The sequence below is a fragment of the Pseudomonas sp. EB271-G4-1 genome, assembly GCF_058791355.1.
The window spans coordinates 1-13,862 of record NZ_JBYTEO010000059.1; the positions used below are offsets into that span (position 1 = coordinate 1).

The following is a 13,862-nucleotide window of genomic DNA, read 5'->3' on the forward strand; positions in this document are numbered from 1 at the left end:
CCCCCCCCCCCCCCCCCCCCCCCCCCCCCCCCCCCCCCCCCCCCCCCCCCCCCCCCCCCCCCCCCCCCCCCCACAGGGGGGGTGTTGAGACAGGGATCTATACGCTCGGCAGGCTCGGCGCCAACACCTCTTCACGCTTGCGATGGAACAGGAAATACGCGCCATAACACAGCGCAATAAATCCAAAGCCCCAATACAGTGATGGTCGCTGGGTTTCATCCAGTGCCAGGAACACGAAGAGCGAGCAGCACAGCGTGATGCACATCAGCGGCAACACCGGGAACCACGGCGCGCGGTACTTGAGGTCGCTGAGCTTGCCGCCGTCGCGCAGGTAGGCCTTGCGGAACTTGTACTGCGCCAGGGCGATGACAATCCAGGTCACGGTGCCGGACATCCCGCTCACCGCCATCAACACCATGAACAAGGTGTCGGCGGCAATAAAACTGGTCATCAGCGACACCAGGGCGAAACACAAGGTGATGCTCAACGCACGCAATGGCACGCCACGCTTGCTCAACGGCGCCAGGCTTTTTGGCGCCATGCCGGTTTTCGACATGGCCCACAGGATGCGCGTAGAGGCATACAGGCCGGAGTTGCCCACCGACAGGATCGCCGTGAGGATCACGAAGTTCATCAGGTCGGCGGCGTAGGGGATGCCGACCATGTCGAACACTTGCACGAACGGACTTTCCATCAGCCCAGCCTGCTGCCACGGCACGATGGCCGACAGTACGACGATTGCCAGGACGTAGAAGATCAACACGCGAAACACCACGTTGCGCACGGCGCGGGGAATGCTTTTTTCCGGCTGGTCGGTTTCGCCCGCCGCCACACCCATGATCTCGCAGCCCTGGAAGGCGTAGACCACAGTCATCATCACCGCGAATACCGCGGACATGCCGTTGGGGAACAACGAATCGCCGATCAGGTTGGTCATCATCGGTGCAGGCGCGCCACTGGTCAGCGGGATTGCGCCGAAGATCACCAGCACACCGACCACAATGAACCCGAGAATCGCCGCCACCTTGATCCCGGAGAACCAGTATTCCGCCTCACCGAAGGCACGGGTTGCCATCGCGTTGATGCCGAACAGCACTACCACGAACAACGCTGACCAATACCAGATCGGCACCTCCGGGAACCAGCGCGTCATCAACATGCCAGCTGCGGTGAACTCAAGGCCTACGGTGGTGGCCCAGCTCATCCAGTACACCCAGCCGATCATGAAGCCGGTGGCCGGGCCGATGAACTTGGTCGCGTGGGTCTGGAACGAACCGGACACCGGCATCTGCACCGACAATTCGCCGAGGCAGACCATCACCAGGTACATCAGGAAACCGGCGACCAGATAGGCCAGGATCGCTCCCACCGGCCCGCCCTGGTTGATGGTCACGCCGGAGCCCATGAATAGCCCGGTGCCGATCACGCCGCCCAGGGACAACATGAAAATGTGCCGACTCTTCAGGGCCCGAGTCAGCTGGATGCCTTTACGATCAGTGTTTTCGCTCATGCCCGGCACCCCGACTCGCTGAGGCGGGCAGCGCATGACGGGAAGTCAGGCAGGGAGGAAGCAGCTTTACGGCAATTCATTATTATTATCTCCAATAAGCTTCGAAGACCGCGCTGCGGCGGTTGCGTCGATTATTGGAAAGCCATGTAAGGCCCTGTTGTACGTAAAGATCGAAGTTGTAGAAAGTCGTAACAAATTTGTACGTCAGCGCTGCAACAGGCCTTTGATCGTGTGCAGCGAACCTTGCAGTTGCGCTTCGACCAAGGGCACCAACGATCGAATCGCGGTTTGGTCATTGCCCAGCGCCGCGATTTCCAGACTCCGTAATGCCTCGGCCAAGGCACGAAACCCCAGGGAATCGCCGCTGCCGGCCAGGCGGTGCGCCAGTTGTGCGACTTCGGTGCAATCATCGGCCTCAATGGCTTCGCCCAGTGCCTCACGGTGTTGCACGATTGAGTCGCGCAATACGGTCAGCAAGCCCTGTACTTTCTGCTCGCCAAGCAAACTGCGATGGGTCTGCAGCAACGGCCAGTCCATCGCTGCGTCGTCAACCTCGGACAGGCCGGTAGTTGCCCGCCCCGCCAGCACCTGTCGCAGGTTGTCCAGCTTCAGGGGTTTGGCCAGGATGCCATCCATGCCCGCATCCAGATAACCGCGTACCAACGCCGGTTGCACGCTGGCGGTCAAGGCAAAGATGCGCGTCTCACGGTTAGGTCCGTCGTTGTCACGGATCTGTTTGCACAACTGGACGCCGCTCATGCCCGGCAGGTGCACGTCCAGCAAGATCAGATCGAAGCTGCGCGCCGAGCATTGCGCCCATGCCTGTTCAGCGTCGTTGGCCAGCCACACTTGATGCCCGTCCCGTTGCAACAGGCCCTCGGCCACTTCGCGGTTGAGCGCCACGTCCTCGACCACCAGGATGTCCAGCGCCGGGCCCGCCGCATAAGTGGGCGTCGAGGCAATGGCCTCGATGGCCGGCTGCAACGTCAACTCGAACCAGAAACAACTGCCGCGCTCGACTTCGCTGCTGACGCCGATGCAGCCCCCCATCTTCTCCACCAGATGCTTACAGATGGCCAGCCCCAGTCCCGTGCCGCCATAACGCTGTGCGACTTCTTCGCTGGCCTGGGTGAATCGCTCGAAAATCTTCGCCTGCATCGCCGGGGCTATACCGATGCCGTTGTCGGTGACACTCACCCGCAGACGCTGTCCGCCCAGATCTGGCGGCAATGCGAGCAATGCCACTTCGACACAGACGTCACCGTTTTCTGTGAACTTGATCGCGTTGGCCAACAGGTTACTCAGCACCTGGCGCAGGTATTGCTCGGCACCGTGGTGATGCTCGGCCACCCGTTGATCGACGCGGCAATGCAGGATCGTGTCATTGTCCAGCGCCTTGGGTTCCAGCAGCGTGAGGACTTCATCGAGCAATTGGCGCATCGAGAAATTCACCGGTTCCGGGAGGCTGGTGCCCTCCTCCAGCTTGGCGAAATACAGCACTTCATTGAGGATCGTCAGCAGCCCCTCGCCGGCCTTGTGCAGCGCATCCAGGCGTCTGCTGTCCTGCGGGTCGAGACGGGCACCGCTCAGCAGCTCGGCCATGCCAAGGATGCCATTGAGTGGCGTGCGCAGTTCGTGGCTCATGGTGGCCAGAAACCGTGATTTGGCGAGGTTGGCCGCTTCGGCGTCGTCCTTGGCGCGCATCAGGCTGGCCGTGCGCCGCTCGACCATGCGCAGTAATTCGTCGCGGTTGTCCTGCAGGGCCAGGCGGTCGGTTTCCCGGCGGTCGATGTCGCTGAGGATCGCCCTGCGCATGTCATCGAGGGCATGGGCCACGGTGTCGATTTCGTCGTTTTGCGCGCCAGGACGCTTGTCCAGGCGCAGCGGCTCGTGCCATTGCCCTGCGGCAATGCGCCGGGCAAATTCGGCCATGACTTTCAGATGCCGGGTCACCAGGCGATAAAACAGCCCCGACAACGCCACCGCCAGACCGCAGAAAAACACCGCCATCCACAACAGGTTGGTCAAGCCGGTGGCATACAGGCGTTGATACACCGCCCCCAGGTCGGTGCTGACTTCCAGCTCGCCGAGATAGCGCAAGGGACCGGCAGGTGGTTGGTAATCCAGGGCAAAGCGCTCGATGCGCAACGGCCCTGCCGGCGCGGGATTGCCTTGCACCAGGTCGAAATCGGGACCGGTCAAATGCACCCTGGCGACGTCGGAGAAATCCACCAGGCCGCGCAGTTGCACATTCAATTGCTCTTGGTTCAGGTCCCAGAGACTGCGCTCCAGGCTGGCCAGGTAACCGGCGCGGATCAGCTCCATGCGCGAGTCGATCTCGCGCATTTCCCGGCGATACTCGATATACAACTGCACGCTGCTGGCCAGCACGGTAAAACACAGGCTGAACAGCAGGATGAACCACAGCAGGCGCCGCAGCAGTCCACCGGCACGTGCGCGGATCATTGTGCGTTCGCCGGCAGGTTGATCATGTCGCGGTAGATGACCTCGCTTTCATTGAGAAGGCGCTGGATATCACCGGCATCCACCATGCGCTGCAACTGCGCATCAATCTGCGGCATGTGGGCGGACAACGGCGAACGGCGGGAAACGGCGACCCGCAAATAGTCCACGCTCAGGGCCTTGGGCAAGGCCACGATGTCCTGGGCGCCAGGCAGGGTTTCCACGTACAGCTCACCGGTGCGGCGCTCCTGGGTGATGAAATCGATGCGCCCGCGAATCAGCTTGCCGAAATTCTGGCGGCTGCTGGCGACCCATTCGATGTTGTTGTGTTGCGCGACCATGCGATCGAATGCCAGGCCGTAGCTTTCACCGAACAGCAAGCCGCCACGGTAGTGGGCCAGGTCCTGCAGTTGTTCGAACTTCACCGGATGCTGGCGATTGATGAACAGCGCCACCTCTTCGCGCAGCACCGCAACGGTGGAAAACAACATGCTCTGTTCCCGTTGCGCGGTGCTGTAGGCGAGCACCACATCGACCCGGCCTTCGGCGACGTCCAGCAGGCAGCGTTTCCAGTTACCCAGCACCACAATCTCGACCTCATAGCCGAGTTGGCCGAATAACTGCCTGACCACACTGGGCGCCAGGCCACGCACCTGTTTGCCGTCGCTCCAGGAAATCGGCGGGTACACCGGGTAATCGCAATAGCGGATCTTGTCCGCCGCCTGCACGTTGCTCGCCAATAACATCAGTAACGCCCAGAACAACCGTCCCACCGTCGTCACGCCGCCAGGCTGGCAGTGAACAGGTAGCCGGCGCCATGGATGGTGATGATCAGTTGCGGTTCGGCGGGATCGTCATGCAGTTTGCGGCGCAAGCGCCCCACCAGCACGTCGATCGAGCGGTCGTTGGGCACCCATTCGCGGTTGCGGATCTGGTCCATCAATTGATCGCGGCTAAGGGTGTGGCCGCTGTTGCGCAAAAATACACTGAGCAACTGGTACTCGCCGTGGGTCAGCAAGGTCTCGCTGCCGTCCGGATCGATCAAGCGCCGGCGGTCGGTGTCCAGCGCCCAGTCGGCGAATTGCTTGACCGGTTTGGCGACAGCGGCAACCGGCTGTGGCGCCTGCGCATGGCGTACCCGGCGAATGAGGTTTTTTGCCCGCGACACCAGTTCCCGTGGATTGAGAGGTTTGATCACGTAGTCATCGGCGCCGCATTCGAGGCCGACGATTCGGTCGATTTCGTCATTGCGCCCGGTGATCAGGATGATCCCGACTTCCGATCGCACGCGCAGTTCGCGGGTCAGGGTCAGGCCGTCCTTGCCTGGCAGGCGGATATCAAGCATGACCAGGTCGACAGCCTGGCTGGCCAGGAAGGTTTCGGCCAGTTCCGCCGTGGCGGCGCAGTGCACGTCGTAGCCTTCCTGTGACAGGTAGGCATGCAACAGTTCGCGAATCAGCGGATCGTCATCGACGATCAGTACCCGAGGAGTCATTGCTGGGTGTCCTGCTTGTTTCTTATTAGAGGGCTTGCATCAGCGGCAGAGAGTAGCCACTGCTGAACGGGCGATCAACAGCTACTCGTCTGCACGCAAAACCGCTGCCGGCCGCCGGCCTGCAAACCGTCGACCCAGGCTTCGCAAATCTGGATGCCCTGCTCGGGGGTAAAGGTCCCGGGATTGAGCCCGGACTCCAGCCACAGGCCATCGAGCAACGCGCTAAGGCTGATCGCGGCCAGGTCGGCGTCGAAGTGCTCTCCCCCTTCCTCCCACCCCTCCTCCTGCGCCAACTCCCTGAGCACCTTGCCCAGGATCGCGCGGTACTCGCCATAGGAATGCTCGTGGGCTTGATTGATCGCCTCGGCGGTTTTCACTGCGCCCCAGAAGGCGAGCCAGGCGTCGATCAGTTGCGGGTCGAGCAGTTCGGCGCAGAAGGACGCGCGAAAGAACGCCGACAAACGCTCCCGGCCAGTGGGTGCCGCTTGCTCCATGGCGTCGCGCAACAGCGTCATGACGCGCCCGGTGATCGCCATGTAGGCCTCGGCCACCAGTTCGTCCTTGCCCGAATAGTGATGGCTGATCAGCCCGACCGATACGCCCGCCTCAGCGGAAATCTTGCGGATCGACGCCCCCTGGAAACCATGGCGCTTGAGGCACACCAGTGTCGCCTCGATCAGATTGGCCTTGCGCAACTCCGGTTCCATGCGGGAAAAACGGGCTTCCTGATTCATGGGCGACTGCTCCTGGTTTGTCGATCGTTGGGGCTCGCGTTATGGCTTGCGAGTTGAACGAATGTACAGCAAGAGTATGCCCGCCTGAAAGATCGCCTTCGCGAGCAGGCTCGCTCCCACAGGTTTCTTGTCGTGCACGATATTTCCCAACGCCTTGACCAATTGTGGGAGCGAGCCTGCTCGCGAAGGCGTCAGTCCATTCACACATGATCCCGATCAGTCCCGATACCCCGGCGCCACCCGCTCCAACAATCGCAGTAACGCCGCCCAAGCCAATTGCATGGCATCAGGGTCGCTCAACTCACCCTCTTCCAGCGGCCGCCCCGGGTCATTGAACTGGCGCTCGGTATGCGCGCACACCTGCGCCGGTGGCAGGACCAACTCCCCGGCCGCCTGCGCCGCCAGCTGGATTTCGCAGGCCTTTTCCAGGTAATACATGCGCAAAAATGCCTGGCTCACGGTTTCGCCGACGGTCAGCAGGCCGTGGTTGCGCAGCATCAGCACCGGCTTGTCGCCCATGTCGGCCACCAGTCGCTGTTGCTCACTCATGTCCAGGGCCACGCCTTCGTAGTCGTGATAGGCCACCCGGCCGTAGAACTCCATGGAAATCTGGTTCACCGGCAACAACCCGCACTTCAACGCCGCCACTGCACAACCGGATTTAGTGTGGGTGTGCAGCACGCACTGCGCATCTTCGCGGGCACCGTGGATGGCGCTGTGAATCACGAACCCGGCCGGATTGACCGGGTACGGCGACGGCTCCACCGCGTTGCCATCGAGGTCGATCTTCACCAGGTTGGACGCGGTGATCTCATCGAACATCAGCCCGTAGGGATTGATCAGGAAGTGATGCTCCGGCCCTGGAATACGCACCGAGATGTGAGTGAAGATCAGGTCGGTCATGCGAAAGTGTGCAATCAGGCGATAACAGGCCGCCAGCTCTTCTCGCAGGCGCTGTTCGGTCGCGCTGCGTTCAGGGGCGGTCAGGGCGGTTGCGATGTTACTCATCGTTCGGGGTCTCCAGGGTGTTCGGTTGGGCAGACAGTAAGGCTGGACGCTTCGACAGGTCCAGCCATCCCCTGTACTTATTTGCTGGCCCAGGCGTTGAAACGTTCTTCCAGTTCTTCGCCATGGTCGACCCAGAAGCCGACGTTCATCGACAACGCGCCCTTGAGGTTCTGCGGCGCCGTGGGCACCCATTGCGCCAGTTTGTCATCGAGCCGCGCGGCGGCCTGGGTATTGGTCGGACCGTAGGGGATTTGCTCGACGTATTTCACCTGTGCATCCGGCTGGTTGGCAAAGGCGATGAAGCGCTTGGCCTGGTCGACGTGCCTGGAGCCCTTGATGATTGCCCAGTAGTCCATGCCGTACAGGCTGCCGGGCCAGACCAGGCCCAGATGACTGCCTTTCTGCGCGGCGTCGGCGATGCGCCCACTGTAGGTCGAGGTCATCACCACGTCGCCAGCGGTCAGCCATTGCGGCGGTTGCGCCCCGGCCTCCCACCACTGGATGTAGGGCTTTAGCTCAGTGAGCTTGGCAAATGCACGGTCCACGCCTTGCGGGGTACCGAGTACCTTGTACACGTCTTCGGTTTTCACGCCGTCCGCCAGCAGGGCGAACTCCAGGTTGTACACCGCACGCTTGCGCAGCCCGCGCTTGCCGGGGATTTTCTGTACGTCCCAGAAATCTGCCCATGACGTCGGGGCCTGGGCCAGTTTGTCGCGATCGTAGGCAATCGCCACGCTCCACACCAACGCGGCGGACCCGCACTCTTGCGCCGCCTCGGGGATCAACTCTTCGCTGCCACCCAGGCGATTCCAGTCCAGTCGCTCATACATGCCCTCTTCGCAGCCACGCATCAGGTCCGGACCTTCGATCTGCACCACGTCCCAGTCGACGTTGCCGGTGTCGACCATCACTTTGATCCTGGCCATTTCACCGTTGTATTCGCTCTGGATCACCTTGCTTTGATCCACGGCGGCAAAAGGCTGGAAGAACGCCACGTCCTGGGCTTTTTGTCCGGCGCCGCCATAACCGACCACCACCATGTCCGACGCTGCCTGTGCGCTGCCAAGGCCCATGGCCAGGGTCAGCGCCAAGGGATAAAAACCGTGCTTGAGCGTATTCGATTTCATCAGTGGTTCCTCGTGCAGGTGCCAGGCGACCCAAGGTCGGCATGGCCCTTTTTTATTGTTGGTGAGGTTCGCCCCAGGAGCGGGCTCGACACGAAACTAATCAAGGCTAAGTAAAAAAACAAGTTGATTTTTTACTACGGGTAAATTTTTATAGACCCAACAAAAACAACGAATACCTGCTGCCTCTGTAGGAGCGAGCATGCTCGCGATGGGGGCCAACGATAACGCGGGCTGCCTGAATGCCCGCGTTATGGTTTACGTCCATCGCGAGCATGCTCGCTCCTACAGGTCAGCCCGCCCGGAGTATGCGCACCATGTCGAGCCCGACCCCAGCTTTTGCTCACCTGTTCGAACCCTTGCAGATCCGTGGCAAGCGCCTGAAAAACCGCATCATGTCCAGCGGTCACGACACCTCCATGCCCACTGACAACCTGGTGAACGAGCAGCTGATTGCCTATCACCGGGCACGTGCCGAAGGCGGCGTCGGGCTGATCGTGCTGCAGGTGGCCGGGGTGCATGACAGTGCGCGGTACACCTCCCACGTTCTGATGGCTACCGACGATGAATGCATCGAGGGCTACCGCAAGCTGGCGCAAACCTGCCACGCCCACGGCACGGTGGTGCTGTCGCAGGTGTTCCACCCGGGACGGGAAATCATGGAATCCAGCGATGGCCTGCTGGCCGTGGCTTACTCGGCATCGGCGGTGCCCAACGAGCGCTTCCGGGTTATGCCACGGGCGCTGGTCCAGGCAATGATCGACGAGATTGTCGACGGTTACGCGGCGGCGGCCCGACGCCTGCATCAAGCCGGCATCGATGGCGTGGAAGTGGTTGCCAGTCACGGTTACCTGCCGGCGCAGTTCCTCAACCCGCGCGTCAACCGGCGCACCGACGGCTACAACGGCGAGCTGGAGCAGCGCCTGCGTTTCCTGCGTGAAGTCATCGCTGCGATTCGCGCTGCGACCGACGAGCACTTCATCATCGGCCTGCGCATCTCTGCCGATGAACGCGACCCCGAGGGGCTGACCGAAGACGAGTCCCTGGCTGCCGTGCAATCGCTGCAACCCCTGCTGGACTACGTTCACATTGTCGCCGGCACCTCGGCATCGCTCGGGGGGGCCGTGCACATCGTGCCGCCGATGGCGATCGAAGCGGCCTACCTGGCCAAGGAGGCTGGCACCTTCAAGGCTGGCTTGAGCATTCCGTTGTTCGTCACCGGGCGCATCAACCAGCCCCAGGAAGCCGAGCTGATTCTGGCGCGTGGCCAGGCCGATGTGTGCGGCATGACGCGGGCGTTAATCTGCGATCCGCAAATGCCCAACAAGACCGACGACGGCCGCGTGGAAGATGTGCGCGCGTGCATTGCCTGCAATCAGGCGTGCATCGGGCACTTCCACAAGGGTTTGCCGATTTCCTGCATCCAGCACCCGGAAACCGGTCGTGAATTGATATTTGGCCAGCGCCAAGCGACTGTAAAACGTAAGCGCATCATGGTCGTCGGCGGTGGGCCGGCCGGGATGAAAGCCGCTGCGGTGGCCGCCCAGCGCGGGCATGAGGTGACCCTGTACGAAGCCAGCGCGCAACTGGGCGGCCAGGTGTTGCTCGCGCAACTGCTGCCACGGCGCAGTGAATTCGGGGGTGCCAGCACCAACCTGCAGCGGGAAATGCAATTGGCCGGGGTGCGTGTGGTGCGCAATACCCGGGTCGACCGCGCTCTGGTGGAGCAGGAAAAGCCGGACACGGTGATCGTCGCCACCGGTGCTGAACCCTATTGGCCGCCCTTCGAGCGCGGTGGCGAGCTGCACGTGGTGGATGCCTGGCAAGTGCTGCGTGAGGAGGTAAAAATCGGCCGCTCGGTGGTGGTGGTCGATTGGCGCTGCGACTGGATCGGCCCCGGTATCGCCGAGCGCCTGACCCGTGCCGGACATCAAGTGCAACTGGCGGTCAACGGCACCCATTGCGGGGAAAACCTGCCGCTGTACGTGCGCGATCAATTGGCTGGCGAGTTGCACAAGCTCGCCATTCCCGTCATCCCTTACGCCCGGTTGTACGGTTGTGACGACAACACGGTCTACCTGCAACACACCGCCAGCGGCGAGCCGATGCTGATGGAGAACGTCGATACGCTGGTGCTTTGCCAGGGCCATCAGCCAGTGGATACCCTGGGCGCGCAACTGCAAGGCCTGGTGGAATTTCGGCGTATCGGCGACTGCCTGGCGCCGCGTACCGCCGAAGAAGCGATTTATGAGGGACTTAAAGTCGCGTGGGAGCTTTAAGCCTGTTTATACTCCGGGGCTTTAGCGCCAACCTTTGTAGGAGCTGCCGCAGGCTGCGATCTTTTGACCTGCTTTCAAAATACAAGATCAAAAGATCGCAGCCTGCGGCAGCTCCTACAGTGGGCCGTAGCTTACCGGTTTGGAACTCAGTATGAGCAATGACAGCAAGACCCAGGCCGAACCGCATTTTCTCGGCACGCGGATTCGCGGCCTGCGTAAACGCCGGGGCATGACCCTGGCGGAACTGGCCCGACAGAGCGAGCTGACCGCTGGCTACATCAGCCAACTGGAACGCAATCTCGCCTATCCGTCGATCCCGGCGCTGTTCAACATTGCCCGCAGTCTCGGCGTGACCATCCAATGGTTTTTCGCCAGCGAGGCGGTCACCGACCCTGAAGACGACGGCATTGTCGTGCGCAAGCACAGCCGCCTGAACGTGCATTACGAAGACGGCATCGTCGACCAGTTGTTGACCCCGCAAGCCAACCGTCAGCTGGAAATGCTCCACTCGCGTTTCCCGCCCGGCACCTACAGCCAGCAAAGCTATAGCCACGACGGCGAAGAAGCCGGCTATCTGCTGTCAGGCAGCTTTGAGTTGTGGGTCGGCGAGCGCTACTTTCAACTCAATGAAGGTGACAGCTTCAGTTTCTCCAGCCAGGAACCGCATCGTTATGGCAATCCCGGCGACGTGGATGCCGTGGTGATCTGGGTGATTACCCCACCGACTTTCTAGCGCCGGCCACGCCCGGCTGCCTGGACCACGCTTGCACGCTTGAGGGTGTCGCTCGGCAGTTCCTTGAACAACGCGCGATAGCTGCTGGAAAACCGCCCCAGGTGCCAGAACGACCAGTGCATCGCCACTTCGGCCACGGTGGTTTGTGCCGGCGTGCGGCTGAGCAGTTCGCGACGGGCGCTGTTCAGGCGGCGCAGGCGCAGCCATTGGGTTGGCGCCATGCCGGTGAAGGTCTTGAAGGCATGCTGCAGCTGGCGCAATGAAACCCCGGCGACCTCGGACAACGCCAACAGGTTGAGCTGTTCCTCCGGGCTCTCCGCCGCCCATTCCCCTACCCGCTTCATGATCGCCCGCTCCCCTGCCCGGCGCTGCAATGCTCCCGGGTCGAGGCAGGTACAGGCGTTGTCGAGGATGAACAGGCAATCCTCCAGCAGTTGCTGGGTCAAGGCTTCGCGGCTTGGCGGGTCGTAGGTCTGCGACAGCTGGGTCAGGGTTGCGCTGAGCCAACGGCTGAACAATGCATTTTGATGCGAATTGAGCGGCGCCATGAACAACCCCTCCAGCCGCGCGACATCCAGGGCGTGACGCTGGACAAACTCGGGCCCGAACACCACGGCGATTTCCTGGTAGTTCTCCGGGGTGATCCAGATATTGCGGCTTTCGCCGTTCAACACGTACAGCGCGTTGTCGCTACGGTCGAAACAGAACGCGAGCGCGCCTTGTGGCGCGCTGAAATTCTGCTCGACCCGGGTGTTCATGTGCTCCTCGTAAATCTCTACGCCCTGTAGATCCAGATAGCGCACCCTGCCGGCAAAATGCCCCGGCGACATCTGTTGGTAATGCTGGACCCAGCCCGGTGTGGCACGGATTTGCTCGGCGATATCACAGGTATTGAACGCTTGAACGTGTAGTGAATTGCAGACTGTCATTGGGTGACCTTACGCACTCTTTTGGTGCGCTTTGTCCTGCTTAAAGTGGATAGATGGAACCGCAAGGCTCGCCCAAGATAGACGTCAACGCGCTACAGGGGAAGTGTCCGGCGGATGAAACCGGCCTCTCCTGGCGTTAATAAAACCAATAACGAGGTCTTTATGAATGTCCCTTTCGATCAGCTGTTCACTTGGCTGAAAGATCACAAGATTACCGAAGTCGAGTGCGTCGTCAGCGACCTGACCGGCATTGCACGCGGCAAAATCGCACCCACCAACAAGTTCCTGCATGAGCGAGGCATGCGCCTGCCGGAAAGTGTGCTGTTGCAAACGGTAACCGGGGACTTTGTCGACGACGACATCTACTACGACCTGCTTGACCCGGCGGATATCGACATGGTCTGCAAGCCGGTATCCGATGCAGTGTACGTCGTGCCTTGGGCGATCGAGCCGACCGCCATCGTGATTCACGACACCTTCGACAAGTTCGGCAACCCGATTGAACTGTCGCCGCGCAACGTGCTCAAGAAAGTCCTGCAGCTGTACACCGATAAAGGCTGGCGGCCGATTGTCGCGCCGGAAATGGAGTTCTACCTGACCCAGCGTTGCGAAGACCCGGACTTGCCACTCAAGGCCCCGATGGGCCGCTCCGGGCGCGCCGAAAGCGGTCGCCAGTCGTTCTCCATCGACGCCGCCAACGAATTCGACCCACTGTTCGAAGACGTCTACGACTGGTGCGAACTCCAGGGCCTGGACCTCGACACACTGATCCACGAAGACGGCCCGGCGCAGATGGAAATCAACTTCCGCCACGGCGACGCCCTGGACCTGGCCGACCAGATCACCGTGTTCAAGCGCACCATGCGCGAGGCGGCGCTCAAGCACAATGTCGCGGCGACGTTCATGGCCAAGCCGGTCGGCGATGAGCCGGGCAGCGCCATGCATATCCACCAGAGCGTGGTGGACATTGCCACCGGCCAGCCGATCTTCGCCGACGCCGACGGCAACATGAGCGAGTTGTTCCTGCACCACATCGGTGGCTTGCAGAAGTACATCCCCAAAGTCCTGCCGATGTTCGCGCCGAACGTCAACTCGTTCCGCCGCTTCCTGCCGGACACTTCGGCACCGGTGAACGTCGAATGGGGCGAAGAAAACCGCACCGTCGGCCTGCGCGTACCGACCTCGAGCCCCGACGCCATGCGTGTGGAAAACCGCTTGCCCGGGGCCGATGCCAACCCTTACCTGGCCATCGCCGCCAGCCTGCTGTGCGGTTTCCTGGGCATGGTCGAGCGCATTGAACCGAGCGCCGCGGTGCAGGGCCGGGCCTATGAGCGGCGCAACCTGCGCCTGCCGATCACCATCGAAGACGCGCTGACGCAGATGGAGGAATGCGCCACCGTCAGCCGCTACCTGGGCGACAAGTTCGTGCGCGGCTACGTCGCGGTCAAGCGCGCCGAGCATGAGAACTTCAAGCGCGTGATCAGCTCGTGGGAGCGCGAGTTCCTGTTGCTCAGCGTCTGACTCGAAGACCTCTTCGCGAGCAGGCTCGCTCCCACATTTGAAATGCATTCCCCTGTGGGAGCGAGC

General features: G+C 61.7%; 11 protein-coding genes. 3 read left to right on the plus strand and 8 right to left on the minus strand.

Going from position 1 to position 13,862, the window contains the following annotated elements; translation table 11 throughout:
* Positions 1–97: 97 nt before the first annotated feature.
* The 7 genes from AC3WWR_RS24320 to AC3WWR_RS24350 all read right to left on the minus strand — a co-directional run bounded on the left by AC3WWR_RS24320 (position 98) and on the right by AC3WWR_RS24350 (position 8,337).
* Positions 98–1,510 carry an amino acid permease gene (locus AC3WWR_RS24320; protein ID WP_020800501.1) on the minus strand — a complete coding sequence of 471 codons (1,413 nt, stop codon included), beginning with the start codon at positions 1,508–1,510 and terminating at the stop codon, positions 98–100.
* Between the two features lie 204 nt (positions 1,511–1,714).
* Positions 1,715–3,976 carry an ATP-binding protein gene (locus tag AC3WWR_RS24325; RefSeq protein WP_492599138.1) on the minus strand — a complete coding sequence of 754 codons (2,262 nt, stop codon included), beginning with the start codon at positions 3,974–3,976 and terminating at the stop codon, positions 1,715–1,717.
* Positions 3,973–4,719 carry a substrate-binding periplasmic protein gene (locus tag AC3WWR_RS24330; RefSeq protein WP_020800503.1) on the minus strand — a complete coding sequence of 249 codons (747 nt, stop codon included), beginning with the start codon at positions 4,717–4,719 and terminating at the stop codon, positions 3,973–3,975. Before AC3WWR_RS24330 ends, AC3WWR_RS24325 begins: the two co-directional genes overlap by 4 nt.
* A 32-nt stretch (positions 4,720–4,751) precedes the next feature.
* Positions 4,752–5,468 carry a response regulator gene (locus AC3WWR_RS24335; RefSeq protein ID WP_020800504.1) on the minus strand — a complete coding sequence of 239 codons (717 nt, stop codon included), beginning with the start codon at positions 5,466–5,468 and terminating at the stop codon, positions 4,752–4,754.
* 74 nt (positions 5,469–5,542) lie between these two features.
* Positions 5,543–6,202 carry a TetR family transcriptional regulator C-terminal domain-containing protein gene (locus AC3WWR_RS24340; protein ID WP_020800505.1) on the minus strand — a complete coding sequence of 220 codons (660 nt, stop codon included), beginning with the start codon at positions 6,200–6,202 and terminating at the stop codon, positions 5,543–5,545.
* A gap of 216 nt (positions 6,203–6,418) precedes the next feature.
* Complete coding sequence (locus tag AC3WWR_RS24345) at positions 6,419–7,210, minus strand: class II aldolase/adducin family protein (protein WP_020800507.1); 792 nt, start codon at positions 7,208–7,210, stop codon at positions 6,419–6,421.
* A 77-nt stretch (positions 7,211–7,287) separates the two neighbouring features.
* Entirely contained in the window at positions 7,288–8,337 is a 1,050-nt protein-coding gene (locus AC3WWR_RS24350; protein WP_020800508.1) for an ABC transporter substrate-binding protein, read from the minus strand.
* Between the two features lie 314 nt (positions 8,338–8,651).
* Here AC3WWR_RS24350 and AC3WWR_RS24355 point away from each other — a divergent pair, with 314 nt between their 5' ends.
* Together AC3WWR_RS24355 and AC3WWR_RS24360 are read left to right on the plus strand one after the other, a co-directional pair.
* A complete protein-coding gene (locus tag AC3WWR_RS24355) occupies positions 8,652–10,613 on the plus strand; it encodes an oxidoreductase (protein ID WP_492599139.1) in 1,962 nt (653 codons plus the stop codon).
* A gap of 151 nt (positions 10,614–10,764) precedes the next feature.
* On the plus strand, positions 10,765–11,346 hold the full coding sequence (locus AC3WWR_RS24360) for a cupin domain-containing protein (protein ID WP_020800511.1): 582 nt from the start codon (positions 10,765–10,767) through the stop codon (positions 11,344–11,346).
* On the opposite strand, the gene AC3WWR_RS24365 is transcribed toward AC3WWR_RS24360, so the two are convergent.
* Positions 11,343–12,275, minus strand: a complete 933-nt coding sequence (locus AC3WWR_RS24365) for a helix-turn-helix domain-containing protein (RefSeq protein ID WP_083349140.1) — start codon at positions 12,273–12,275, stop codon at positions 11,343–11,345. The genes AC3WWR_RS24360 and AC3WWR_RS24365 overlap by 4 nt on opposite strands.
* Before the next feature lie 162 nt (positions 12,276–12,437).
* Here AC3WWR_RS24365 and AC3WWR_RS24370 point away from each other — a divergent pair, with 162 nt between their 5' ends.
* A complete protein-coding gene (locus AC3WWR_RS24370; RefSeq protein WP_033045488.1) occupies positions 12,438–13,796 on the plus strand; it encodes a glutamine synthetase family protein in 1,359 nt (452 codons plus the stop codon).
* The last annotated feature ends 66 nt before the right edge of the window (positions 13,797–13,862 follow it).

Bases quoted from the DNA above. Each gene is read 5' to 3' on its own strand.
- AC3WWR_RS24320 (WP_020800501.1), bottom strand. From the start codon at position 1,510: ATGAGCGAAAACACTGATCGTAAAGGCATCCAGCTGACTCGGGCCCTG.
- AC3WWR_RS24325 (WP_492599138.1), bottom strand. From the start codon at position 3,976: ATGATCCGCGCACGTGCCGGTGGACTGCTGCGGCGCCTGCTGTGGTTC.
- AC3WWR_RS24330 (WP_020800503.1), bottom strand. From the start codon at position 4,719: ATGTTATTGGCGAGCAACGTGCAGGCGGCGGACAAGATCCGCTATTGC.
- AC3WWR_RS24335 (WP_020800504.1), bottom strand. From the start codon at position 5,468: ATGACTCCTCGGGTACTGATCGTCGATGACGATCCGCTGATTCGCGAA.
- AC3WWR_RS24340 (WP_020800505.1), bottom strand. From the start codon at position 6,202: ATGAATCAGGAAGCCCGTTTTTCCCGCATGGAACCGGAGTTGCGCAAG.
- AC3WWR_RS24345 (WP_020800507.1), bottom strand. From the start codon at position 7,210: ATGAGTAACATCGCAACCGCCCTGACCGCCCCTGAACGCAGCGCGACC.
- AC3WWR_RS24350 (WP_020800508.1), bottom strand. From the start codon at position 8,337: ATGAAATCGAATACGCTCAAGCACGGTTTTTATCCCTTGGCGCTGACC.
- AC3WWR_RS24355 (WP_492599139.1), top strand. From the start codon at position 8,652: ATGTCGAGCCCGACCCCAGCTTTTGCTCACCTGTTCGAACCCTTGCAG.
- AC3WWR_RS24360 (WP_020800511.1), top strand. From the start codon at position 10,765: ATGAGCAATGACAGCAAGACCCAGGCCGAACCGCATTTTCTCGGCACG.
- AC3WWR_RS24365 (WP_083349140.1), bottom strand. From the start codon at position 12,275: ATGACAGTCTGCAATTCACTACACGTTCAAGCGTTCAATACCTGTGAT.
- AC3WWR_RS24370 (WP_033045488.1), top strand. From the start codon at position 12,438: ATGAATGTCCCTTTCGATCAGCTGTTCACTTGGCTGAAAGATCACAAG.